A 22,596-nucleotide genomic window follows, 5' to 3' on the forward strand; every position below is an offset into this window, starting at 1 on the left:
GGCGCTCTTTTCGCGACGGAAGTTATCGCGAACTCACTGCGCAAATCTTAAACCAGCCTTGCACGTCGTCGCATCGCGTCGGCGGGCCGCCGTCGAATGCCTTCACGCGGCTCTTTGATCGTCGCGAAACACCCAGACCGATGAGAGCACATAGCTCGCGGCGCTTGCGGCGACGGTGATAATGGCTGACATGATCAGCGGCGAGGCGGAAAATATCGACACCGCGACATGGGCGGACAGGCCTGCAAACGCTGCGCAGACCAGCTGGGTGACGAGATAGCGTGGAAACGCATGGGCGTGGTCGTGGCGTCCCTCGAACGTCCAGCCACGTTGTGCCGAATATGCCACGACGAAGGCCAGCATATAGGCGATGACGCTTCCGACGAATGGCGGCAAACCGGCCGACACCAAGGCCCATGACAGCATGAACAACAGCAGCGCCGCGCCAACGCCGACGATGACAAACCGGACAAGCCGTACCGCGGCGAATCTTCGTAGAAGCCGGCTCATTTTTCGGCAGTCGCGGCGGCTTCGCCGGATCCGCCGGGCTGGCCGGCTTTCAGCCGCTTGACCGGGATCTCCAGGACACCGAGCAGGAATGCCGAAAAGAAGGCCTGGAACGAAATGACGATCAGGCTCAGGCCCAGCACGACGATGCGCGGGATTTCGGAATCGTTCAGCGGGCCGAAGCCAAGATGCGCCCAGCGCAGCACCGCATAGCCGAAGAACAGGACGCCGCCGGCAAAGCAGATGCCGGCATTGGCGGCAAGACGGTCGGTGCTGATGGTCCTTCTCAGCCAGTCGGACCCGCGGCTGCGCGGCAGGATGCCGGTGATCTCGGCATAGTATCGCGATATGGCGCCGAAGGTGATGAGCTGGATGCCGGTGATGATCATGAAGCAGGCGGCGACGAAAGTGTTGAGGTCGAGCGAAAGATTGTCGATCACCCGCAGCGGTCCAAACACCAGCAGGGCTGCGAACAGCATGCCCAGGCCGCACAACGCCGCGCCCGGGATGAAGAACATCCAGCGCGGATTGTAGACGAGCAGGAATTTGAGATGCCGCCAGCCGTCACGCCAGGTCCTGAGATGCGGCGGCCGGCTGCGGCCGTCGGGTTTGAGCGTGGTCGGCACTTCCTCGATGCGCAGCCCGGCAAGCGCGCTGCGCACCACCATTTCGCTGGCGAATTCCATGCCGGTCGTCTGCAGGTCGAGCTTGCGGATGCTCTCGGCGTTGAAGCCGCGCAAGCCGCAGTGGAAGTCCCCGGTCTTGATGCGGAAAAACAGGCGGCCGACGAAGCTCAGCACCGGATTGCCGAGATAGCGATGCAGCGGCGGCATGGCGCCGGTTTCGATGCCGCCCTGGAAGCGATTGCCCATGACCAGGTCGGCGCCGTCGCGCAGGCGCGTCATGAAGGCATCCAGCGCGCCGAAATCGTAGCTGTCGTCGGCATCGCCCATGATGATGAAGCGCCCCCTGGCGGCGGCGATGCCGCCGAGAAGTGCCGCGCCATAGCCCTTCTGCGCCACCGGAACGACACGAGCGCCGCCCTGGGCCGCGATCTCCTGCGAACCGTCGGTGCTGCCATTGTCCGCGATCAGCACCTCACCCAGGATTCCGGCCTTGTCGAGGAAAGCCCTGGCCTTGCCGATGCAAACGGCCAGCGTCTCGGCCTCGTTGAGGCACGGCATCAGGATGGTGAGTTCAAGCTGTTTGGTCGCGGCGGCGCGGATGGCGGTGAGCGCGTTCATGGTCGTTGTTCCATCGAGGGCCCCCGTCCGGCGCCTGCCGTTGGGGTATTCGAGGCCTATTCTTGTACAGCAAGGCTTAAGAAAACGATGACGCGGCCGCTTGCCTTGTCGCGATCGGGCTGGCGGGGATTGTGCCCTGCTGTTGCCGATCTTCAGATGTCGCGATTGGCAGAAGGCGCGGCGACCCTTATATCGCTCTCGTCGACTGCGCTGGGGACCCGCCATGAAGCTGAAAATCGCCGTCCAGATGGACCATATCTCCACCGTGTCGATCGCCGGCGACACGTCGTTCGCGCTGTCGCTGGAAGCGCAGCGGCGCGGCCACCAATTGTTCCATTACACGCCCGACCGGCTGTCGCTACGCGACGGCAAGGTGTTTGCGCGCATCGAGGAGATGCAGGTGCGCGACGAGAAGGGCAGCCATTACTCGCTGGGCGACAAGGTGCGCACCGACCTGTCGGAGATGGACGTCGTCCTGCTGCGCCAGGATCCGCCCTTCGACATGAACTACATCACCACCACGCATATCCTCGAGCGCATCCACCCGAAGACGCTGGTCGTCAACGACCCGGCCTGGGTGCGCAACAGCCCGGAAAAGATCTTCGTCACCGAGTTTGCCGACCTGATGCCGGACACGCTGATCACCAAGGACAGCCAAGAAGTCGCCGCCTTCCGCAAGGAATTCGGCGACATCATCGTCAAGCCGCTCTACGGCAATGGCGGCGCCGGCATCTTCCATCTGCACGAGGCCGACCGCAACCTCGCCTCGCTGCTCGAAATGTTCGGCCAGCTGTTCCGCGAGCCCTATATCGTGCAGCGCTACCTCAAGGATGTGCGCAAGGGCGACAAGCGCATCATCCTGATCGACGGCGAGCCGGTCGGCGCCATCAACCGCGTGCCGGCCGAGCATGATTCCCGCTCCAACATGCATGTCGGCGGCCGCGCCGAGAAGACCGAACTGACCGAGCGCGAGCGCGAGATCTGCGCCCGCATCGGGCCGTCGCTCAGGGAACGCGGCTTCATCCTGGTCGGCATCGACGTCATCGGCGACTACATGACCGAGATCAACGTTACCTCGCCGACCGGCGTGCGCGAAGTGCAGCGCTTCGGCGGCGCCGACATTGCCAGCCTGTTCTGGGATGCGGTCGAGGGGAAGCGGAAGTAACCTCCGACACCCTGCTGCCTAAGCGACCCTGGAGGAGAAATGTGGCAAGCATCCTATATGGAAATGTCTTTTTAATACTCGCCGTTTGTTTCGGTATTGCGGCATCACTGGTGAATTTATTTGGGTTGACAGCATGCGAGGTAAATTCTTTCGTCCTCTCGACGAGAAGGACCGAAGCCTTTACGGACTTGCTTCGATACTGGTTATCCTGGCAGTCATTTTCATGGCTGCTCATATTCACTCCCTGGGTGGATCGAAATGAGACCTGCCGCGAGACTGGGGCTGACAATTCTGTGACGATGTCGCGCCTCACTGCGGTCATAGGCACACAGCGATATTTTCCGTTTTCAGTTCGTATTAACCATGTTCCGCCTTTTCAACCGGGCTCAATCCGGCTGCAACCATAGCGATTGCCTTGTTCTCGTAATGTTCTTGATTTGACCGGCAATCTGTGATTGTCTTCTGCCGGGGCCACGTTCCAGGCCTATCGCATGGGTTGCGGCCCATATCCGGGGTGGGAAAATGGTGGCGCGGGTTCGCACGGTCGCTTTCCAGGGCATCGAGGCCGTGCCGGTCGACGTGCAGGTGATGATCGCGCCCGGTAAGGTCGGCATGCAGATCGTCGGCCTGCCCGACAAGGCGGTGGCCGAAAGCCGTGAGCGGGTGCAGGCGGCGCTGCATGCGTCGGGCCTGTCGATGCCGTCGAAGAAGGTGACGGTCAATCTGGCGCCGGCCGACCTGCCCAAGGAAGGCAGCCATTACGATCTGCCGATCGCGCTTGGCCTGATGGCCGCGCTTGGCGCCATTCCGGGCGACATGCTGGCCGGTTATGTCGTGCTTGGCGAATTGTCGCTCGACGGCACCATTGCCGCCGTCGCCGGTGCCCTGCCGGCGGCGATCGGCGCCAATGCCGAGGGCAAGGGGCTGATCTGTCCGTTCGCCTGCGGGCCGGAAGCCGCCTGGGCCGGCAAGGACTTCGATATTCTGGCGCCGCGCAGCCTGATCGCCATCGCCAACCATTTCCGTGGCACGCAGGTGCTGTCGCGGCCGGAGGCCGGTATCCACGCCGCGGCGCGCGACCTGCCCGACCTTGCCGACATCAAGGGCCAGGAGACGGCCAAGCGGGCGCTGGAAGTGGCGGCGGCCGGCGGCCACAATCTGCTGATGGTCGGCCCGCCAGGCTCGGGAAAATCGATGCTGGCGCAGCGGCTGCCGTCGATCCTGCCGCCGCTGGCGCCGAAGGAATTGCTCGAAGTCTCGATGATCGCCTCGGTGGCGGGCGAGCTCGGCGAAGGCAAGCTGACCGACCGGCGGCCGTTCCGCGCCCCGCACCATTCGGCCTCGATGGCGGCAATGGTCGGCGGCGGGTTGCGCGCACGGCCGGGCGAAGTCTCGCTCGCCCACCACGGCGTGCTGTTCCTCGACGAGTTCCCCGAATTCACGCCGCAGACGCTCGACGCGCTGCGCCAGCCGCTGGAGACGGGCGACTGCATGATCGCGCGCGCCAACCACCGCGTCACCTATCCGGCGCGCATCCAGCTGGTGGCGGCGATGAACCCGTGCCGCTGCGGCATGGCCGGCGAACCGGGCTATCGCTGCCTGCGCGGCGAACGCTGCCGCACCGATTATCAGGCACGCATTTCCGGTCCGCTGCTCGACCGCATCGACCTGCGGATCGAAGTGCCGGCGGTCTCGGCCAGCGACCTGATAAGGCCGGATCGAGCGGAGAAGAGTGCTGATGTGGCGCTGCGCGTCGCACGCGCCCGCACCCTGCAGCGCGAGCGTTTCGAACGGCTCGGCGTGACCAGCGCCACCACCAACGCCCATTGCGCACCTTCTGTCATCGAGGACTTCGCGATGCCCGACGCAGCCGGCCTGTCGCTGCTCAAGGACGCCAGCGAGAAACTCGCTTTCTCGGCGCGGGCCTATCACCGCGTGCTGAAAGTGGCGCGCACGCTGGCCGACCTCGACGCCAGCGAAACCGTCGGCCGCATCCATCTTGCCGAAGCGATTTCCTATCGCATGAGTTCGGAACGCGTGGCGCAGGCGGCGTAGAGCGCCTTCCGCCGTCGCCAATCACTTGCGCAGCACCCAGGTACTGTCTCGCCCCAAAGCCGGCATCCATGCCTCGGTGCGCGACCTGCTTCGTGAGCGCACCCGGCTGAATCCCACGAAGCCGGTGAAGCGAGTGCGCTCCGAATGCGTCGCCTCGTCCGGCTTTTGCGAGATGCGCAGCCTCGTCGGCTGCCGCTCATGAAGGAAGTTCATCCCGCCATTTGATAGCTTCCATCTCGACGCGGACCGCGTCCTGAACGTCGATGACCTGATGGACGTCGAATTGGAACGCCGGGAAGGTCGAACACATTTTGTGGACTACCAGCGGGTCATCTGCCTCGATCAGCATGCTGCCACCCCATTCACCCACCCGCGCCACGAAGGCATGTACCTTGACTTCGCTGGGTATCTCCCAGTGCCGGAAGATTTTCAGGATGCGCTTTTGGACGTTCTCGTATTCGATCGCCGATCCCTGTGGCCGCTCGTTCCAATTTACGAGGTATTTCATAATCTCCTCCCTCTGGGGTGACCGTAAATCCCCGAGCGGCATTGTAGCTCCCCTCCTTCAAAAAGAGGTAGGCATCACGACACGCGCGCGACCAGCCCGTCGCTGGGAGCTACAGGTGCGGCTTCGGGGGAGCCACCTATGCTAACATTGTGGTCAATTAAACCGCGCGTCGGGCCGATCCGCCTTTGCCCGGATCAATCGGTCGCGGGGATCAACTTCTGCAGCGTCGGCGTCAGGATCATGCCAAAGGTCAAGGCATCGCCATAGGCTCGCGCGGAAAGCATTGCCCCGTGGACGGTCGCCATGAAGGCTTCCGCTTCCACACGCGGCGCATTCGATATTGCCAGTGTCCTCTGTTCTGCGCCGCGCTCGATGACGCCAGTCAGCCATCCCGAGAGAAACTGGAAATACGCCCGGACTTCCACGGCAACCTCCGGCGGAAGGGCGGGCAGCTCGCTGGCAAGCAGCGCGCAGACGCAGAACGGCACGCTCGCATCCTCGATGCATCGGGCCCAGATGCCGGCATAGGTTCGAAGCAACTCGGGCGGTTCGGGGACATCGCGCTCGAGCCCTCCCATGCCGATGACGGCATCCTCGAGGTAACGCTTGAGCAGGGTCTGCACGAGGTCGACCTTGCTGGGGAAATGGTGATGGATGCTGGCTTTGCGGATGCCAACCACCTCGGCGATATCGGCGTAGCTGAATCCATTGTAGCCGCCCGCGACGATGAAGGCTCGCGCGGCGGCCAGGATCTCGTCGGCGGTGTTCGAAGGCTTGCTCATGACTTGCTCCGGCGGAGGGCTCCTCTGCACTTAGAGCGGTTCGCCGTTTCATGGAAACCGGCGAACCGCTCTAACCCGTTTGTTTTGAAGCGATTCCCAAGGGAAAGCGCTCACACTTTTGCTGACATTGCCCTAACTTGCGACCCGCGGCGACTTGCGAAGGACGTCGCTGACCGACAGCCACAGAGCGGACACGAAGAAGTAGAAGGCGCCGAACGCGGCATAAGGTGCAACATTGGCGATGCCGATGATCTCCGTGCCGCCGGCCATCTTGACGAAGAACAGACCCGCCAGCGCCGATTGGGCGCCGCTCAGGATCATCGGCCATTGCGCACCGTTGGTTTTCCAGCGCCGCGCCGCGGTCAGGAGCTGAAACACGCCGGAGACAACGGCCCAGACGCCGTAGACCGAGAGCACCGCATTCATGCTGTGACCGAGCGCGATGGCGACCGCAATCGTGGCGACGATGCTGACGGCGAAGTTCAGCAATTGCGACTTGTTGCGGCCGAGCCCGCCGGTGCGCCGGGCGTCGATGTAATTCGCAAGCGCATCCCATGCAGGATAGGCAACCAGCATGGCGGCAGCGAGCGGCGGGCTGCTTTTCGCGACGGTGAAAGCCGCCACAACCCAGGCTGCCGATACGGCAAACCGCAGATAGTAATAGCTTTTGAGCCAGCCGTTTGATGACGGGCTCTGATCGTTCATTTGTCCAGGCATGATGGGGTCTCTCGTTTAATCTACCTACCAACTAGTAGGTAGATTAATGGTCGTCAAGGCGCCTGGAACTGATTGCCGGTCACCTCGACATCGCATTTATGTGATCAGCATTCGCTTGCGCCTGCGCTGGCGCCAAGGAACGACAGTGGCTGCTTTAGGCATGTTTTTGACTTGAGTGGCAGCCTTCGCTAGCGCGCGCACTGGCCGGCGCCAGCGAGACGGTCGGGCGCATCCACAGCGTCGAGGCGATTTCCTACCGCATCAGAGCGCGTGGCGCAGGCGGCGAGGCGCTTGGGGCCGGCCCTGCTTTTCAGGTCCTATCGCGCGCCTTCAGCTCCAGCCGCCGCGCGTGCAGCACCGGCTCCGTATAGCCGTTGGGCTGGCTGGTTCCCTTGAACACCAGGTCACAGGCGGCCTGGAAGGCGATGGAGGTGTCGAAATCCGGCGCCATCGGCCGGTAGAGCGGATCGCCGACATTCTGGCGGTCGACGATGGCCGCCATGCGCTGCAGGGAATCGCGTACCTGGATCTCCGAACACACCTTGTGGCGCAGCCAGTTGGCGATGTGCTGCGAGGAGATGCGCAGCGTGGCGCGGTCTTCCATCAGGCCGACATCGTTGATGTCGGGCACTTTCGAGCAGCCGACGCCCTGGTCGATCCAGCGCACGACATAGCCCAGAATGCCTTGAGCGTTGTTGTCGAGTTCGCGCTGGATCTCGTCGGGTGTCCAGTTCGGCCGCACGGCCACCGGAACGGACAAGATATCGTCGAGTTTCGCCTTCGGCCGGCTCTTCAACGCCGCCTGCACGGCATGGACGTCGACCTTGTGATAGTGCGTGGCATGCAAGGTCGCGGCCGTCGGCGACGGCACCCAGGCGGTGTTGGCGCCGGCCTTGGGATGCGCGATCTTCTGTTCCAGCATCGCCGCCATCAGATCCGGCATCGCCCACATGCCCTTGCCGATCTGGGCATGGCCGGCGAGCCCGCATTCGAGCCCGGTGTCGACATTCCAGGCCTCGTAGGCGGAGATCCAGGCGGCCTGCTTCATGTCGCCCTTGCGGATCATCGGGCCGGCTTCCATCGAGGTGTGGATCTCGTCGCCGGTGCGGTCGAGGAAGCCGGTGTTGATGAACACCACGCGTTCCTTCGCGGCGCGGATCGCTTCCTTGAGGTTGATAGTGGTGCGCCGCTCCTCGTCCATGATGCCCATCTTGATGGTGTTCTTCGCCATGCCGAGCAGCGCCTCGACACGGTCGAAGATCTCGACTGCGAAGGCGACTTCCTCCGGCCCATGCATCTTGGGTTTCACCACATACATCGAGCCGGCGCGGGAATTGGCGCGGCGGCCTTTCGACCCGACATCGTGCAGTGCGATCAGCGCCGTCAGCGCGGCGTCCATGATGCCTTCTGGCACCTCGTTGCCGTCGCGGTCCAGGATCGCCGGATTGGTCATCAGGTGGCCGACGTTCCTGACCAGCATCAGCGAGCGGCCGGGCAGCGTCAGCGTGCCGCCGCCGGGCGCGGTGTAGGCGCGGTCGGGGTTGAGCTTGCGGACAAACGTCTTGCCGCCCTTGCTGATCTCTTCGGCGAGGTCGCCCTTCATCAGGCCGAGCCAGTTGCGGTAGACGACGACCTTGTCCTCCGCATCCACCGCCGCGACCGAATCCTCGCAGTCCTGGATGGTGGTCAGCGCCGATTCCAGGATGACGTCGGCAATGCCCGCCGGATCGGTGCGGCCGATCTGGTTGTTGCGGTCGATGACGATCTCGATGTGCAGTCCGTTCTTCACCAGCAGCACGGCATCGGGGTTGGCGGCATCGCCGCGATAACCGACGAATTGCCTGGGGTCGGCCAGCGTGGTGCCGCCGGCGCCGGCGCCAAGCTTCAGCGCGCCATGCGCCACCGACAGGCCGTTGACCCCCGCCCATTTGCCCGAGGTGAGCGGCACCGACTGGTCGAGGAAATCCTTGGCCCAGGCGATGACCTTGGCGCCGCGCGCCGGGTTGAAGCCTTTACCCTTTTCCGCGCCGCCGGTCTCGGGAATGGCATCGGTGCCATAGAGCGCATCGTAGAGCGAACCCCAGCGCGCATTGGCGGCGTTGAGCGCATAGCGCGCATTCATCACCGGCACCACCAACTGCGGCCCGGCAACAACGGCGATTTCGGGATCGACATTTCCCGTCGACACGCTGAAGGCCGGCCCTTCGGGAACGAGATAACCGATCTCTTTCAGGAAGCCCCTGTAAGCCTCCATGTCGACCGGCGCGCCATTGTCGCGATACCAGCCGTCGAGCTTTTCCTGCATGGCGTCGCGTTTTTTGAGCAGCGCCCGGTTCTTCGGCGCGAGGTCGTGGACGATGGCCGAAAAACCGTTCCAGAACGCATCTGCGGCGATGCCGGTGCCGGGCACGGCCTCGCCAGCCACAAAATCATGCAGCGCGCGGGCAATCCGCAATCCAGCGATCTCGATGCGATCGGTCATCAGCTTGTCTCCAGACGAAAGGCTCGGGCGGGCCTTTGGCATGTCAGGTCTACAGGGTCAATTCGGCTTAAGGTGAAGGGGACATTTAGGCAAGGTTGGCGAAGCTGCGTCCTTCTCCCCGTTCTATGGGCAGAAGATGGCGGCAGCCAGATGAGGGGGCGGCGCGGCGTTGGCCGAACGGGCGGCACAGTGAAACTGCATTCCCTTGGCTCTGCCCCTCATCCGCCCTTCGGGCACCTTCTCCCCGTGAACGGGGAGAAGGAAGGCGCTCACATCGCGATCCTTGGCCGTCCCGAGGCGACCGCCACCACATGCGCCTCGATGAACATGCGCTGGGCTTCGACGGTGGAAACCTTGAACTCGGTCGCGACGTCGATCTCGGCATTGTCGGTACCGGCGTCCCGGGCGCGCTCGGCCACGATCGCTCGCACATCGGCCTCGGCAGCGGCGATCGCCGCAGCCTCGTCGAGGAAATCGCGCACCGTTTCTCCGGAGGCCAGACGGAACAGCCCTTCCCTGGGCTGGCTGACCCGCGCTTCGGCCGAGACCCTGACCTGGCCGACGACGGCGCCGAGCGCGTTGGCGACATCGGTGTCCTCGGGCACCACGCAGTCATTGCCGACCAAGGGCGCCAGGCCGGCGTAGTGCAGCGGCGCGGAAGCGCCGAGGCCGATGACCGGGCGGTCGAGCGCGACGCTCAACCGGGCGATGCCGGGATGGGCATCGACGGCGCGCTGCACCAGCGCGTGCGCCACGGTCGCGGCGCCATCGAGCCCGTCCTCGGCGAAGGCGGTTTCGAGGATGTATTCGGCCGACCAGCGCGTCAGCGTCACCAGCACGCGCTCCGAGATCACTTCCGGCGACGCGGCGATAGGCTGGCCACGGCCATCGCGCTTGCGGGCGAACAGCTCGGCGCCGAGGCGGGCGGTGGCGGCATCCCAATTGGCTTGCTTGCCCAGCACGTGTGCTGCGTCCGACGGGGTGAAGCCTGAGATATGCACCAGCCCACGCGAGACTAGCCGGTTCAAGGTGGCGTTCTGGGCATTGGACGTCAGCAACCTGTCGAGGGCAAGCGGCGTCGCGCCGATCGCCTCGTAAAGCCGCGCTTCCGGAGCGGTGAGACCCGCCGCAAGCCTGTCCGGCACGCCGGTGCGCACCGCGAAGCGGCCGTCCATGCGGCCGGGATTGGGCGAACGCAGCTGGCGTTCGAGCTCCGATTTGACGGCGTCGCCATGCGCCATGCCGGCCAGCGCCAGCGGCACCAGGCGGCGCGGCCCGAGCAGGATTTTTGGATTGAGCGCGCCGTCCTCCAGCGCCACTTCGGAATCGCCGCCAAGGCCGAAGGTGCGCATGGCGACCGCCTCGACCATGGTGCGGAAGCCTCCGACGGTGGCGCCTTCGGGATCCAGGCGCGGCCGGCCCTTGTCGAGCACGGCGACATCGGTGGTGGTGCCGCCAATGTCGGAGACCACGGCATTGTCGAGCCCGGTCATGTGGCGGGCACCGACCAGGCTGGCCGCCGGACCGGAGAGGATGGTCTCGATCGGCCGCTGGCGGGCGAACACCGCCGAGACCAGCGCACCGTCGCCGCGCACCACCATCAGGGGAGCGGCGATGTTGCGGGCTTGCAAAAACCCTTCGGTCGCCGCCACCAGCCGGTCGATCATCGAGATCAGCCTGGCGTTGAGCAGCGTGGTCAGCGCCCGACGCGGGCCGCCGAGCTTGGCCGAGAGTTCGTGGCTCGCGGTGACCGGCAGGCCGGTCTTGTCGCGGATCAGTTCGCGGGCGGCGATCTCATGCGCCGGGTTGCGGGTGGCGAAATAGGCGCACACGGCAAAGCCGGACACCGAGGCACCGAGTTCCGGCAGGGCCTCTTCCAGCCCTGACAGATCGAGCTTGGCGGCATTGCCGTGGACATCATGGCCGCCCGGGCAAAACACCACCGGATCGGTGCCGAGCGCGGTCTTCAGCCCATCGCGGGCGAGGTCGGCTTCGGAAAAGCCGATCATGACGAGCGCGACGCGGCCCCCCTGGCCCTCGACCAGCGCATTGGTGGCCAGCGTCGTCGACATCGAGACCAGTTTGATCGCGGCCGGATCGGTACCGGCCTTTTCGAGCACCGCGTCGACCGCGCCGGAAATGCCGACAGCGAGATCATGCCTGGTGGTCAGCGCCTTGGCCTTGGCCAGCACCTTGCCCTTGTTCGGCCCCTGCTGCGGGCCCTCCGTCTCGGACCACAGCACGGCATCGGTGTAGGTGCCGCCGGTGTCGATGCCGAGGAACAGAGGTTTTGACTTGGTCTTGGCGGTCATTGGCAGTCCGGGCGGTGGGGAATTTTGCTTCCCGCCCTTAGCCTATCGCGGCCGGCCGATAAAGCCACGAGCGCTGGGCCAACACGCGATGACCGCAATAGGATCCCCGATCTCCCCCTGGGAGGGGATCGGCGGCTTTGACCGCAACGCCAGGGACCCTCTGGCGAGGCTGCCGCTATTTGGCTGTGACAATGCCCTTCATCGAGCTGTGGATCGCACAATGGAATGGATGTGCGCCGGCCGCCGATACCTTGACCTTGGCGCTCTTGCCGGTGGCGAGATGGCCGGTGTCGAAGGAGCCATCGAGCGCGGTGGCGGTGTGCGTCATCGAGTCGGCATTGGTGAAAATGATGGTATCGCCAACGGCGACCGCGATTTTCGGTGGGTTAAATTTCATGCCCTTGATCTGGACCGCATGATTGGCGGCGTAGGCGGGCACGGCAAAGGCAAGCAAAGCAAGAACGAGCATGGTGCGCATGATGGATTTCCTCCTGAGCGCGAACCCTCATCCTACACTAACGCTGGCGAACGGCCTTTTATGCCACGAAGCCGATCTTCTTATGCGTATTGTCACAAAACGGCTTGTTGGCCGAGTGGCCGCAGCGGCAGAGGAAGGTGCGCTGCGTGCGGTCGATCGTGTGGCCGGTGCCGGTGACGATCTCGACATTGCCTTCCAGCTTGAGTGGGCCGTTGGTGGTCGGCGTCACTTTCAGCGGGCCGTTGCGCGCTTCGAGCGCCGGCGTGTCCTTCAGCGGCGGTTCGCCGGTGGCGGTGAAGCCGGCCTTGCTGTGGCTGCCGTCGCAGAACGGCTTGTTTTCCGAAGCGCCGCAGCGGCACAGCGTGGCGCGATAGAAGGTTTCGCCGTCGAGGACGATCTCGGCGTGCACGGCAAGCGGGCCGTTTTCACGCAGCCGCACGGTGTTGACCACCGGCGGCTGTTCCTGCGGCCCGCCATCCTTCCTGACATAGGTGATGGCGCCCGACGGACAGCTTTCGGCGATGGCGACAATCTTTTCGACACTGGCCGCGTCGGGATGGATCCATTGCCCCGGCGCGTTGGGCACGAAGACATGCGGGTCGCCGAGCACGCAATTGCGCGAATGGATGCAGCGCTTGCCGGAAAAGCCGACGTCGATCTTCTCACCCTCGACCGTGCCTGCCATTGCCGTACTCCTCTTGCCTGGGGCGCGTCGCGGCTGAACCGACGCGGCGCGCTTTGGGTATCGGCACAGGCTATCGCTCCCATGGGGGAGACCGTCAAGCTGGCAAACCGGTCAGGGGACGAGATTGATCTCCTCGGTCTCGCCGCCGCTGCAGGTGTAGCAGCAATCCTCGCATTTTTCCTTGTTGCCGGGGCCGACGCCCCAATAGGTGCCCTCGTCGCCATCGACCCAGGCGCCGTAGCAGATGGATTCGCCTTCGTTGCAGGAGATCGGCAACGACTTGGTCTCGCCGTCATCGAGATAGAAGTCCTTGCCGTTGCCCGGCCAGACATAATCGCGATCCTGGCTGTAGAGCTCAAGGCGCATGGCGTTGGGATGGCTGTTCTTGATGGCAAAGGTGACGTCGCCGGCATGGGCGGCTGGTGCAAAAAGGATGGCAAGCGAGAACGCGGCGGCAAGCCGGCGCGCTGGTATGAAAGACATGGAAACCCCCGATGAAGAATCGGCCCCCACGGCCGATGGGGTCATCATGCCATGACGGGGGCCGGTGCTAAAGGGGGATGACGACAATCCCTGATAGAATCGCGGGAGCTAAACGACGAACCGGCGTCATTGCAGGCTTCGCCCTATCGTTGCCAGAACGGCAGCTTGGCGATCTCTTCATCGACCTCCCGCCTGGTCAGGCCGATATCGTCGATCAGATGCGGATTGACTTCCGAGATCCGCTTGAGGTCCCAGCGATAGCGTGTCTGTTGACGCCAGGCCGCGATGGTGTTCCGCAAGGTGGCAAGGCTGTAGCGCCGGCGCGATGTCTGCCCCACGCGCGCTCTACACCGCACTGCCTGATGCGGGGCCGAAGCAAAGATATTGGTCATGACAACCTCCATATGTTTTGGCGCCCACAGGCTTGAGAATGGGCGGCCTTTGATCTGAACGAGGTTGAATTCTGCAGGATATGGAGGGCGCCGTAATTAAGCCCCGCCAAATAGTTCTCAAAAGTTCCAAACAGGCGCTAACGCGTTGTTTTGACGCCATTCCCTAGGGAGGCGCCGCGCGCTTTCCCCGATGAAACCGCCTCACACTTTTCGCGGAATTGCTCTATAGATGCGCCCTATGCAGGGATCGCGCTTTGCCTTTGGTCCGTTCGTACTTGATCCGGGTGCGGGAACGCTGCTTCGGAACGACGATCCTGTTGCTGTCGGCTATCGTGGGCTGAAGCTGCTTGCCGCGCTCGTCGGACGGCCCGGCGAAATCCTGGAGAAAGCCGAGCTGATGGATGCGGCGTGGCCGGGAACGGCGGTCGAGGAAGGCAACCTCACCGTCCAGATCGCGCAGCTGCGCAAGCTGCTTGGTCCGCCCGCCGATGGCGGAGAATGGATATCGACGGTTCCGCGCGTCGGCTACCGCTTCACGGGCGCCATCGAAAAGCTCCACCGGGCAAAGCGTAAACCCTTGCCGCTGCCCGACAAGCCATCGATAGCGGTGCTGCCTTTCGTCAATCTCAGCAACGACCCCGAGCAGGAGGCCTTCGCCGACGGGTTAACCGAGGATCTGATCACCGACTTGTCCAGGGCCCCGGGCCTGTTCGTCATCGCCCGCAACTCGACCTTTGCCTACAAGGGCAAGGCGATGGACGTGCGCGCGATCGCCGAAGAGCTTGGCGTGCGCTATCTGCTGGAGGGCAGCGCCAGACGCGCCGCGGGGCGCGTGCGCATCAACGCCCAGCTGGTCGACGCGATAAGCGGCGAGCATCTGTGGGCCGAACGCTTCGATCGCGGCCTGGACGACATATTTGCCGTTCAGGACGAGGCCACGGCCAAGATCGTCGAGGCGCTGCTCGGACGGCTGCGGGCGCCGCCGCCACGCAACCGGCCGACAAATCTCGAGGCCTACGATCTGTGCGTGCGGGCGCGCAAGCTGATCGACGAATCACCACAGACGGCAAGGGAAGCGCATCTGTTGCTGACGCGCGCGGTGTCTCTCGACCCGGACTACGCCGAGGCTCATCGCTGGCTTGCCATGAACCATTGGATGGGATGGGTGCATTGGGGCGAGCCGGTCGACCCCAACCGTCGCATCGCGCTGGAACTGGCGCGCAAGGCCGTGGCGATCGATCCCAACGATGCCGGCTGCCGTTGGGTGCTCGGCAATCTGCTCGCCTATGAGCACAGTTTCGAAGAGTCGGAAGCCGAATTCGCCAAAGCGTTCGAACTCGACCCGAACGAGGCCGACGCCTGGGCGACCTTGTCCGACATCGCGGTGCTGGCCGGACGAGTCGAGGAAGGCCTCGAGCACATCCGCAAGGCGTTCCGGCTCAATCCCTATCCGGCAAGCTGGTACTATCTGACGCTCGGCGAAGCACAATATGCGGCGCGCGACTACGAAGCCGCCGTCGAGACCTTGCGCCGGGAGGAGACTTACCGGACGAGCTCACGCCGTTTCCTGGCGGCGAGCCTGGCGCAACTCGGCCGGCTCGACGAGGCGCGGGCCGAGGTCGAAATGTTCCTCATCGGCAACCCGCACTTCACGACCAGCTACTGGGTCTGGACGGAGCCATTCCGCGACACCGCGATGCGCGATCATTTCGTCGACGGTTTTCGCAAGGCGGGCCTTCCCTAGAGCAATTCCTGACCGAAACCATTTCACAATTTCCCGGAATTGCTCTGGTGACGCCCGGCCAATCACGGCACCAGATCGATCGTCTCGGTCGTGTGTTCCACGCAGATGAAGCAGCAGGTGTCGCAAGGCTGGTCGTTATCAGGCCCGACGCCGGCCGAGATCCGGTCATTGCCGTCGACCCAGGCGCCATAGCAGATGCGCTCACCCTGATTGCAGGAAAGGGGCACCGATTTCTGGGAATTCGGGTCGATCAGGAACACCTTGCCGTTGCCCGGCCAGACGGTCTCGCGGTCGCGGCTGAACAGCTCGACCGCTACCGCTTCCTTGCGCAGGTTCTTGACGAAGAAGGCCATGTCGGCGGCCTTGGCCGAGGTCGTGCAGACGAGCGCCGCGAGCACGGCCATACGAAACAGCGTCACGGTCGGACCTCCCGAATCACCACCGCAGAATCGCATGACCGCCCATGCCTGTCGCTTCGCTTTTGGAACTATTTCACGGAAGAACCTTCCGCCATGATCTGCCGCCCCAGCCGCACCGTTTCGCCGACCAGAAGATCGAGATCGTCGCGCCTTGTGCGGTGGTTGGCGATCGCCACGCGCAGCCAGTGTTCGCCATAAAGGGTGGTGTCGGAAAGGGCGGCAATGCCCTTTTCCTGCAGCCGCAGCATGATCTCGGTGTTGAGCGCCTTCAGTGCCTCGCCGGTGACGCCGGGCTGGTAGCGGAAGCAGACGATGTTGATGGTCGGCGCCATCGCCAGCTCCAGCAGCGGCTCGGCCTCGATCAGCCCGGCGAGATAGGAGGCCTGCGCGATGTTCTGGTCGATGAGGCGGCCGAATTTATCGGCGCCATGTTCCTTCAGCGCCATCCAGACTTTCAGCGCGCGAAAACCGCGCGAGGTCTGCAGGCCGTAATCGTGCAGCCATTCGCCTGAGGCGAGGCCGCGCGGCGTCGATTCCAGATATTCCGGCGTCACCGCGAAGGTCCGGCGATGCGCGACGGCGTCCCTGACCAGGGCGCAGCCGACCTCGAACGGCGCGTGCAGCCATTTGTGCGGATCGAGCGCGACGGAATCCGCCCATTCGATGCCGGCGACGCGATGCGCATTGTCGGGCGCGATCGCGATCAGCGCGCCGATGCAGCCATCGACATGGAACCATAGGCCTTCCTCATGCGCGAGCTTGGCGAGCGCCCGCAGATCGTCGATCGCACCGGTGTTGACGGTGCCGGCATTGCCGATGACGCAGGCCGGATTGAAACCGCCTTCGCGATCCTCCGATATCGCCGCGCGCAAGGCCGGTATGTCGATGCGCAGGCCGGCATCGGTCGGGATGCGGCGCAGCGCCCGGTTGCCGAGGCCGAGCGCTTCCATCGCCTTCCGGTGGCAGGAATGGATCTGGTCCGAGCCATAGAAGCGCAGCGGCTTTTCGATTGCGGCGACGCCGTGCTCGCGCACGTCGATGCCGGCCTTGGTGTTGCGCGCCACGGTCAGGCCGATGATGTTGGCCATCGAGCCGCCGCTGACCAGCGTGCCAGAGGCGGAAGCGGGAAAGCCCAGCATCTGCTTGCACCAGTTGACCACCTGGCTGTCCATCAGCCCGGCGGCGTGGTTGCCGCCGCCGAGATTGGAACCCTGGATCGCCGCCAGGAAATCGCCGAGCGCGCCGGTGAAGTTGCTCGACCCCATGTACCAGGCCCAGAAGCGCGGATGGATGTTGCCCATCGGATAGGACATCACCGTGCGCGACACCTCGCCGTAGACGGCGGCCAGCGGCGCCGGCGATCGCGGCAAGGGTGCCGCGAAGGCTTCTCGCACCTCCGCCGGCATCTCGCGCCAGGCCGGGCGGTCCCTGATGTCGCTGAGGTAATCGACAGCATCATCAATGACCTGGTGCGACAGGGCTTGCACTGCGGCCCAGTCGGCGGGGTCGAGCGTTTCCTCGGCGGCCACGCCGAGGGTTTCCTGCGCGATGTCCATGACCGGTCTCCGTCAAGCCGCCGGGAACTGGCAGCCGGGCGTCGAGCGCGACAGCGCCATCTCCTCGGCATCCATCTCGGCCTCGATGCCGTCGAACAGCGGCGTCGACATGTAGCGCTCGCCGGTGTCGGGCAGCATGCACAGGATCACCGATCCGGCCGGCGCCTTTTCCGCGACCTGCCGCGCCACGGCGAAGGTGGCGCCGCCGGAAATGCCGGTGAAGATGCCCTCCTTCTGCGCCAAGGCCTTGGCCCACTTCATGCCTTCGGGTCCGGCAATCGGCACCACCTCGTCATAGAGGCTAGCGTCGATGGCTTCCTGCAGCACGTTGGGGATGAAGTCCGGCGTCCAGCCCTGGATCGGATGCGGCTCGAAGGCCGGGTGGCTGGCGGCAGGGGCGCCATGGGCACCGCGCTGCTGCGCCTTGCCGCTGCCGACCAGCTGCGCATTGGCCGGTTCGGAGAGCACGATGCGGGTCTCCGGCCGCTCACGGCGCAGCACGCGCGCCACACCGACGACCGTGCCGCCGGTGCCATAGCCGGTGACGAAGCAATCGAGCCGCGACCCGGCGAAATCATTGATGATCTCGCGCGCCGTGGTGGCCTCGTGGATGGCGGCGTTCGCCGCCGTCTCGAACTGCCGGGCGAGGAACCAGCCATTGGCCTCGGCCAGTTCCACCGCCTTCTTGTACATGCCAAAACCCTTTTCGGCGCGTGGCGTCAGCACCACCTTGGCGCCGAGCATGCGCATCAGCTTGCGGCGCTCGACCGAAAAGCTGTCGGCCATGGTGACGACCAGCGGATAACCCTTCTGCGCGCAGACCATGGCCAGCCCAATGCCGGTGTTGCCGCTGGTTGCCTCGACCACCGTCTGGCCGGGCTTCAACGCGCCGCTGCGCTCGCCCTCCTCGATGATGTTGAGCGCCAGCCGGTCCTTCACCGAGGCGGCGGGGTTGAAGAACTCGGCCTTGACGTAGATTGTCGCATGGGCCGGTGCCAGATTATTGATGCGGATCACCGGCGTGTCGCCGACGGTGTCAAGAATGCTGTCGAACAGGCGACCGCGCCCGGTGGTGGTTCTGATTTTCTGTCGATTCAACATGTTTGATCTCCTCGATCGTGTTCGTCTTCACAGGCCGGTTACAAACCGGCGGGTTGGGCGGCGAGGTTTCGAGACATGGCCGCGCTAGGACTGACATGCCGACGATGCGGCAATGACGGTATCCGGCGCGAGATTCGCCCCGGATGCGCCGTGTCACGTTTGGTGATACAGCAAGGGTCGACGGGCCAGCGTGGGAGCAGGCGTGGAAACGCACGTGGAATCCGCACCATCGAGGCTGGAGGCTGACAGGCCGATCCTGTCCTTGCGCCTGCTCGGACCGCTGGAAATCCTGCGCGACGGCGTGCCAGTGGCGCTGCCGGCATCGCGCAAGTTGCGCGCGCTCCTGGCCTATCTGGTGCTGGCGCCGCACGCCGTGGGCCGTGGCCGCCTGTGCGAGTTGCTGTGGGATGTGCCCAACGACCCCCGCGGCGAATTGCGCTGGTGCCTGAGCAAGCTGCGCGCCGCCCTCGACACGCCGGACCGGCGTCGGGTCATCACGCCAGGCGATACGGTCGCGCTCGATCTCGAAGGCTGCCATGTCGATGCGCTGGAGATCAGCCATGCCGCCGCGCAAGGGATCGCTACGCTTGATGTGGAGCGGCTGCAGGCGCTGGCAGGACTCTTCGCCGGCGATCTGCTCGACGGGCTGGAGCTGGAGCGGAGCCCGCTTTTCGACGGCTGGCTGGTCGCCCAGCGCCGGCGTTTTCACGCATACCACGCCGCCGTGCTGGAACAGCTTGCCGCAAACCATCCGGCGGGCTCGCCCGAAATGTCCACGCATCTCGATAAATGGGTCGAGCTGGCGCCTTTCGACACGCGCGCTCATCTGGCCTTGCTATCCAATCTGGCCGAGCGCGGCGCTATCGGCGCGGCCGAGGAGCATCTGGCGTCGGCTGCTCGCCTATTCCAGTCGGAAGAGCTGGATTTCGCCCCGCTTCGCGCGGCCTGGCAGGCCATCCGCCATCAACAGTCAAGCAGCCCGCTCAAGTCACAGCCGGCCGGCCTTTCCACACTGCCGCAATTGGTGGTCACAGCGGATGACGTGGCCACGGTCGAGCCAAGCCAGGCGTCGCTGGCGGTGATGCCTTTTGTCGAGGAAAGCGGCGGGCGTGGCGGGCTCGCCGACGGTTTCACCCACGACATCATCACCCGGCTTGCCAAGCTTAGGGATTTCTTCGTCATCGCACGCGGATCGGTTTTCGCGCTGGCCGAGAAAGCCATCGCACCCGAGGAGGCAGGCAGAAAGCTTGGCGTCGACTATGTCGCCACCGGCACGGTGCGCAGCCTGACCGGCCGCCTGATCGTCAGCGTCGAGCTGGTCGAGGTGCGCACGGCCAGGATTGTGTGGGCCGAAACCTTCGAGCGGAGGCCCGACGACCTCTTTGCCGTGCTCGACGATATCGGCGACAGCATCGTGTCGTCGATCTCGGCCGAGATCGAAACGGTCGAGCGCAACCGCGCCATGCTGAAGGCGCCCAACTCGCTCAATGCCTGGGAAGCCTATCATCGCGGCCTCTGGCACATGTACCGCTTCACCCAGGCCGAGAACGAGCAGGCGCGGCATTTCTTCGACAAGGCCTTGCAGCTCGATCCGACCTTTGCCCGCGCCTATGCCGGCCTGTCCTTCACCCACTGGCAAAATGCCTTCCAGCGCTGGGGCGACCGCGACCGGGAAAGCGCGCTGGCCTATGAGAGCGCCGGCCACAGCCTGCTGGTCGACGATCACAATCCGGCCGCGCACTGGGCGATGGGCCGGGCGCTGTGGCTGCGCGGCGAGCAGGACGGGTCGCTCTCCGAACTGGAGCGGGCGGTGGATCTCAGCCCGAATTTCGCGCTTGGCCATTACGCGCTGTCCTTCGTCCACTCGCAGTCGGGCGACCCGCAGGCGGCGATAAGCTCGTCCGACCATTCGCGGCATCTCAGCCCCTTCGACCCGCTGCTGTTCGGCATGCTGGGGTCGCGCGCCATGTCGCATGTCCGGCTCGGCCAGTTCGAGGAGGCGGCCGAATGGGCGCTCAAGGCGGCGGCGCGGCCCAACGCGCATACCATCATCCTGGCGATCGCCGCGCACTGCCTGGCGCTTGCCGGCCGGCTCGAGGAGGCGCGCGGCTTCGCCGCCGCGATCCGCAGGACATTGCCTGATTACCGTGCCGACGATTTCATCGGCACCTTCCGCTTCGACCCCGATGCCGAGGCGCTGTTCCGGCAAGGCGCGAGGCGCATCGGGCTCAGCTGATTTCGCGCTTGCGGCCCCGTTAACGAAGTCGGAAGGAGTTGCTTAACAGTTCACCTCTATGTGACCCCTCGGGGGGTCCATGGCAAAGTGAGTATGATGAGCGACAGCCCGGACAAGCGCAGCAACGAATGGCGCGCCATTCTTCATGTACAGGCCCGTGTCGCCGTCCTGTTCGTTCCGGTGGTGGCCAGCCTGCTGCTCATAGCCGCGCTTGCCGGCAATGACCGCAAGTCCGTTCCGGATGTAGACCGGACCGTTACCGGATCCGTGCGATAGGCGGCACCACAACCGGCCGCGAACGCCTGTTGGACGGCCGCGCATGTCGAGGGGCCGCCAGCCATCCTGCCAGGCGGCCAGCGTGCGCTATTGGGCGCGTCATCCTTTGGCGCTATGGTCATCCAATGGCAACATTGAGCGAATGGGCCCGGGCGATCAAGCGCGACGTGCATGCGCTCTACCTTGCCGCGCGCGATCCCCGAACGCCATGGTACGCCAAGGCGCTTGCTGTGTGTGTCGCGGGCTACGCCTTGTCGCCAATCGATTTGATTCCCGATTTCATCCCCGTGGTTGGCTACCTCGACGATGCGGTCCTGGTCCCCTTGGGCATCCTTGCCGTGGTCAAGATGATACCGCCCGAGGTCATGGCAGAACACAGGGCGGCCGCCGCCCTCGCTGTCGACAGGCCGGTGAGCCGCGGCGCGGCGCTGATCATCGCCTGTATCTGGGTCGCTTCGGTGGCGCTGGCGGGATGGCTGGGGTATCGGTACTTCGCGGGCTGATCCTGAAGAGCCGTCCCGTCGATCGCGTTCTGAACGCGTCCGTTGGCGGCCTAAAGAACTTTGGTCACCAGATTGTCCAGCCGGGAGTTGTCGCGGTAAGCCAGTCGTACCACGTGGCTGGTTGTGAGGTGGATTGTTGAAACCCGTCGATGAACACCGCATCCATCAGATCTTCGAAGTCAGCGTATGGCTGAAGGGCGCGCATGCCCTGATCGAATGCATCGGCGGGCTTCTGCTCTATGTCGTCACCACCGATACCATCGCCTCCTGGGTCAATGCCCTCACCGCGGAAGAATTGATCGAAGATCCGAACGATTTCATAGCTGGGCATCTGTCGCAGATGGCAAGCCATTTTTCGATCGCCAGCAAACAGTTCTACGCCTTCTACCTGCTCAGCCACGGCCTGATAAAGCTTGCCCTGGTTGTCGGGCTTTTGAGAGGCAAGCTCTGGTCTTACCCGGCCTCGCTCGCGGCCTTGGGCCTGTTCATGATCTATCAAGTCTACCGCTACTCATACACCCATTCACCCGGCCTGCTGGTCCTGACCGTCTTCGATGCGGTCGTGATGGTGTTGATCTGGCATGAGTGGAGGATCGTGCGACAGCACAAGCCGGCATGACGGTGCCGGCACAAGGTGGACCGACGGTAAACGCTGCTGCTGTCCGGCCACAAACGCCTGATTGCAAGGCGCGCCTGCTTTGCCGGCGGAACCGCGTGCCGCGTCGAACATTGTCTTCCAGGACAGCCCTGGAGGACATCATGACCCGAGCCCTCGACGTCAACGAAAACACCGAGCAAAATCCCGAGGGTCCGCCGCAACCGCAGACCGGCGACGATCTCAGGAAAAAGAAGGTCGAAGGAAAGGCCTTCCAGGTGAATGAGAACAGCGTCGACAATCCGGCACGCGCGCCCGTGACGCCAAAGCGGGACTGATCGCGAGATCGGCAGTAT

Annotated in this window: 23 protein-coding genes; 8 read left to right on the top strand and 15 right to left on the bottom strand. The window is 64.4% G+C overall.

What is annotated here, in order from left to right:
- Positions 1-102: 102 nt before the first annotated feature.
- On the bottom strand, positions 103-510 hold the full coding sequence (locus JG747_RS03580) for a GtrA family protein (protein ID WP_038651025.1): 408 nt from the start codon (positions 508-510) through the stop codon (positions 103-105).
- Positions 507-1,751, bottom strand: coding sequence for a glycosyltransferase family 2 protein (locus JG747_RS03585; protein WP_069090638.1), 1,245 nt, complete (start codon positions 1,749-1,751; stop codon positions 507-509). Before JG747_RS03585 ends, JG747_RS03580 begins: the two co-directional genes overlap by 4 nt.
- A gap of 223 nt (positions 1,752-1,974) precedes the next feature.
- Here JG747_RS03585 and gshB point away from each other — a divergent pair, with 223 nt between their 5' ends.
- Complete coding sequence (gene gshB / locus JG747_RS03590) at positions 1,975-2,916, top strand: glutathione synthase (RefSeq protein ID WP_019862348.1); 942 nt, start codon at positions 1,975-1,977, stop codon at positions 2,914-2,916.
- Positions 2,917-3,438: 522 nt separating this feature from the next.
- Positions 3,439-4,971 (top strand): YifB family Mg chelatase-like AAA ATPase, encoded by a 1,533-nt coding sequence (locus JG747_RS03595; protein WP_202361170.1) that lies wholly within the window; start codon positions 3,439-3,441, stop codon positions 4,969-4,971.
- A gap of 21 nt (positions 4,972-4,992) precedes the next feature.
- On the opposite strand, the gene JG747_RS03600 is transcribed toward JG747_RS03595, so the two are convergent.
- The 10 genes from JG747_RS03600 to JG747_RS03645 all read right to left on the bottom strand — a co-directional run bounded on the left by JG747_RS03600 (position 4,993) and on the right by JG747_RS03645 (position 13,810).
- On the bottom strand, positions 4,993-5,184 hold the full coding sequence (locus JG747_RS03600; RefSeq protein WP_202362397.1) for a hypothetical protein: 192 nt from the start codon (positions 5,182-5,184) through the stop codon (positions 4,993-4,995).
- Entirely contained in the window at positions 5,168-5,479 is a 312-nt protein-coding gene (locus tag JG747_RS03605) for a DUF3303 domain-containing protein (RefSeq protein ID WP_069090636.1), read from the bottom strand. Before JG747_RS03605 ends, JG747_RS03600 begins: the two co-directional genes overlap by 17 nt.
- A 194-nt stretch (positions 5,480-5,673) precedes the next feature.
- Positions 5,674-6,261 (bottom strand): TetR/AcrR family transcriptional regulator, encoded by a 588-nt coding sequence (locus JG747_RS03610; protein WP_202361172.1) that lies wholly within the window; start codon positions 6,259-6,261, stop codon positions 5,674-5,676.
- 132 nt (positions 6,262-6,393) lie between these two features.
- A complete protein-coding gene (locus JG747_RS03615) occupies positions 6,394-6,978 on the bottom strand; it encodes a DUF308 domain-containing protein (RefSeq protein ID WP_064985343.1) in 585 nt (194 codons plus the stop codon).
- A gap of 310 nt (positions 6,979-7,288) precedes the next feature.
- Complete coding sequence (locus JG747_RS03620; RefSeq protein ID WP_202361173.1) at positions 7,289-9,460, bottom strand: malate synthase G; 2,172 nt, start codon at positions 9,458-9,460, stop codon at positions 7,289-7,291.
- A 269-nt stretch (positions 9,461-9,729) separates the two neighbouring features.
- Positions 9,730-11,772, bottom strand: coding sequence for a hydantoinase/oxoprolinase N-terminal domain-containing protein (locus JG747_RS03625; RefSeq protein WP_019862341.1), 2,043 nt, complete (start codon positions 11,770-11,772; stop codon positions 9,730-9,732).
- Positions 11,773-11,947: 175 nt separating this feature from the next.
- Entirely contained in the window at positions 11,948-12,250 is a 303-nt protein-coding gene (locus JG747_RS03630; protein WP_202361174.1) for a cupredoxin domain-containing protein, read from the bottom strand.
- Between the two features lie 58 nt (positions 12,251-12,308).
- Complete coding sequence (locus JG747_RS03635) at positions 12,309-12,935, bottom strand: CDGSH iron-sulfur domain-containing protein (protein WP_202361175.1); 627 nt, start codon at positions 12,933-12,935, stop codon at positions 12,309-12,311.
- 111 nt (positions 12,936-13,046) lie between these two features.
- Positions 13,047-13,418 (bottom strand): hypothetical protein, encoded by a 372-nt coding sequence (locus tag JG747_RS03640; RefSeq protein ID WP_019862338.1) that lies wholly within the window; start codon positions 13,416-13,418, stop codon positions 13,047-13,049.
- 143 nt (positions 13,419-13,561) lie between these two features.
- A complete protein-coding gene (locus tag JG747_RS03645) occupies positions 13,562-13,810 on the bottom strand; it encodes a DUF1127 domain-containing protein (protein ID WP_244748325.1) in 249 nt (82 codons plus the stop codon).
- 229 nt (positions 13,811-14,039) lie between these two features.
- Here JG747_RS03645 and JG747_RS03650 point away from each other — a divergent pair, with 229 nt between their 5' ends.
- On the top strand, positions 14,040-15,554 hold the full coding sequence (locus JG747_RS03650; protein WP_202361177.1) for a winged helix-turn-helix domain-containing tetratricopeptide repeat protein: 1,515 nt from the start codon (positions 14,040-14,042) through the stop codon (positions 15,552-15,554).
- 62 nt (positions 15,555-15,616) lie between these two features.
- Here JG747_RS03650 and JG747_RS03655 read toward each other — a convergent pair whose 3' ends face one another.
- The 3 genes from JG747_RS03655 to JG747_RS03665 all read right to left on the bottom strand — a co-directional run bounded on the left by JG747_RS03655 (position 15,617) and on the right by JG747_RS03665 (position 18,630).
- Complete coding sequence (locus tag JG747_RS03655; protein ID WP_027047591.1) at positions 15,617-15,973, bottom strand: hypothetical protein; 357 nt, start codon at positions 15,971-15,973, stop codon at positions 15,617-15,619.
- A 68-nt stretch (positions 15,974-16,041) separates the two neighbouring features.
- Entirely contained in the window at positions 16,042-17,529 is a 1,488-nt protein-coding gene (locus tag JG747_RS03660; RefSeq protein ID WP_051726883.1) for a pyridoxal phosphate-dependent decarboxylase family protein, read from the bottom strand.
- Between the two features lie 12 nt (positions 17,530-17,541).
- Positions 17,542-18,630, bottom strand: a complete 1,089-nt coding sequence (locus tag JG747_RS03665; RefSeq protein WP_202361178.1) for a PLP-dependent cysteine synthase family protein — start codon at positions 18,628-18,630, stop codon at positions 17,542-17,544.
- 214 nt (positions 18,631-18,844) lie between these two features.
- Between JG747_RS03665 and JG747_RS03670 the strand changes: the two genes are divergently transcribed.
- The 5 genes from JG747_RS03670 (at position 18,845) to JG747_RS03690 (ending at position 22,578) form a co-directional block, all read left to right on the top strand.
- Positions 18,845-20,866 carry a transcriptional regulator gene (locus tag JG747_RS03670; protein WP_051112929.1) on the top strand — a complete coding sequence of 674 codons (2,022 nt, stop codon included), beginning with the start codon at positions 18,845-18,847 and terminating at the stop codon, positions 20,864-20,866.
- Between the two features lie 96 nt (positions 20,867-20,962).
- Positions 20,963-21,142, top strand: a complete 180-nt coding sequence (locus JG747_RS03675) for a hypothetical protein (RefSeq protein ID WP_027047588.1) — start codon at positions 20,963-20,965, stop codon at positions 21,140-21,142.
- A gap of 125 nt (positions 21,143-21,267) precedes the next feature.
- Positions 21,268-21,645, top strand: a complete 378-nt coding sequence (locus JG747_RS03680) for a YkvA family protein (RefSeq protein WP_019862331.1) — start codon at positions 21,268-21,270, stop codon at positions 21,643-21,645.
- A 136-nt stretch (positions 21,646-21,781) separates the two neighbouring features.
- Positions 21,782-22,264: a DUF2127 domain-containing protein gene (locus tag JG747_RS03685; protein ID WP_019862330.1), complete on the top strand. Its 483-nt coding sequence runs from the start codon at positions 21,782-21,784 to the stop codon at positions 22,262-22,264.
- A gap of 140 nt (positions 22,265-22,404) precedes the next feature.
- Positions 22,405-22,578, top strand: coding sequence for a hypothetical protein (locus tag JG747_RS03690; protein ID WP_019862329.1), 174 nt, complete (start codon positions 22,405-22,407; stop codon positions 22,576-22,578).
- The last annotated feature ends 18 nt before the right edge of the window (positions 22,579-22,596 follow it).

Origin of the sequence: Mesorhizobium sp. 131-3-5, from assembly GCF_016756575.1 — a bacterium.
Taxonomy (GTDB): Bacteria; Pseudomonadota; Alphaproteobacteria; order Rhizobiales; family Rhizobiaceae; genus Mesorhizobium; species Mesorhizobium jarvisii.

Excerpts from the sequence above, each read along its gene's own strand:
- JG747_RS03675 (WP_027047588.1), top strand. The coding sequence starts at position 20,963 with ATGAGCGACAGCCCGGACAAGCGCAGCAACGAATGGCGCGCCATTCTT.
- JG747_RS03690 (WP_019862329.1), top strand. The coding sequence starts at position 22,405 with ATGACCCGAGCCCTCGACGTCAACGAAAACACCGAGCAAAATCCCGAG.
- JG747_RS03585 (WP_069090638.1), bottom strand. The coding sequence starts at position 1,751 with ATGAACGCGCTCACCGCCATCCGCGCCGCCGCGACCAAACAGCTTGAA.
- JG747_RS03665 (WP_202361178.1), bottom strand. The coding sequence starts at position 18,630 with ATGTTGAATCGACAGAAAATCAGAACCACCACCGGGCGCGGTCGCCTG.
- JG747_RS03635 (WP_202361175.1), bottom strand. The coding sequence starts at position 12,935 with ATGGCAGGCACGGTCGAGGGTGAGAAGATCGACGTCGGCTTTTCCGGC.
- JG747_RS03645 (WP_244748325.1), bottom strand. The coding sequence starts at position 13,810 with ATGACCAATATCTTTGCTTCGGCCCCGCATCAGGCAGTGCGGTGTAGA.
- JG747_RS03580 (WP_038651025.1), bottom strand. The coding sequence starts at position 510 with ATGAGCCGGCTTCTACGAAGATTCGCCGCGGTACGGCTTGTCCGGTTT.
- JG747_RS03660 (WP_051726883.1), bottom strand. The coding sequence starts at position 17,529 with ATGGACATCGCGCAGGAAACCCTCGGCGTGGCCGCCGAGGAAACGCTC.
- JG747_RS03610 (WP_202361172.1), bottom strand. The coding sequence starts at position 6,261 with ATGAGCAAGCCTTCGAACACCGCCGACGAGATCCTGGCCGCCGCGCGA.
- JG747_RS03615 (WP_064985343.1), bottom strand. The coding sequence starts at position 6,978 with ATGCCTGGACAAATGAACGATCAGAGCCCGTCATCAAACGGCTGGCTC.
- JG747_RS03600 (WP_202362397.1), bottom strand. The coding sequence starts at position 5,184 with ATGAACTTCCTTCATGAGCGGCAGCCGACGAGGCTGCGCATCTCGCAA.
- JG747_RS03595 (WP_202361170.1), top strand. The coding sequence starts at position 3,439 with ATGGTGGCGCGGGTTCGCACGGTCGCTTTCCAGGGCATCGAGGCCGTG.
- JG747_RS03650 (WP_202361177.1), top strand. The coding sequence starts at position 14,040 with ATGCGCCCTATGCAGGGATCGCGCTTTGCCTTTGGTCCGTTCGTACTT.
- JG747_RS03680 (WP_019862331.1), top strand. The coding sequence starts at position 21,268 with ATGGCAACATTGAGCGAATGGGCCCGGGCGATCAAGCGCGACGTGCAT.
- JG747_RS03640 (WP_019862338.1), bottom strand. The coding sequence starts at position 13,418 with ATGTCTTTCATACCAGCGCGCCGGCTTGCCGCCGCGTTCTCGCTTGCC.
- JG747_RS03620 (WP_202361173.1), bottom strand. The coding sequence starts at position 9,460 with ATGACCGATCGCATCGAGATCGCTGGATTGCGGATTGCCCGCGCGCTG.
- JG747_RS03605 (WP_069090636.1), bottom strand. The coding sequence starts at position 5,479 with ATGAAATACCTCGTAAATTGGAACGAGCGGCCACAGGGATCGGCGATC.
- JG747_RS03630 (WP_202361174.1), bottom strand. The coding sequence starts at position 12,250 with ATGCGCACCATGCTCGTTCTTGCTTTGCTTGCCTTTGCCGTGCCCGCC.
- JG747_RS03625 (WP_019862341.1), bottom strand. The coding sequence starts at position 11,772 with ATGACCGCCAAGACCAAGTCAAAACCTCTGTTCCTCGGCATCGACACC.
- gshB (WP_019862348.1), top strand. The coding sequence starts at position 1,975 with ATGAAGCTGAAAATCGCCGTCCAGATGGACCATATCTCCACCGTGTCG.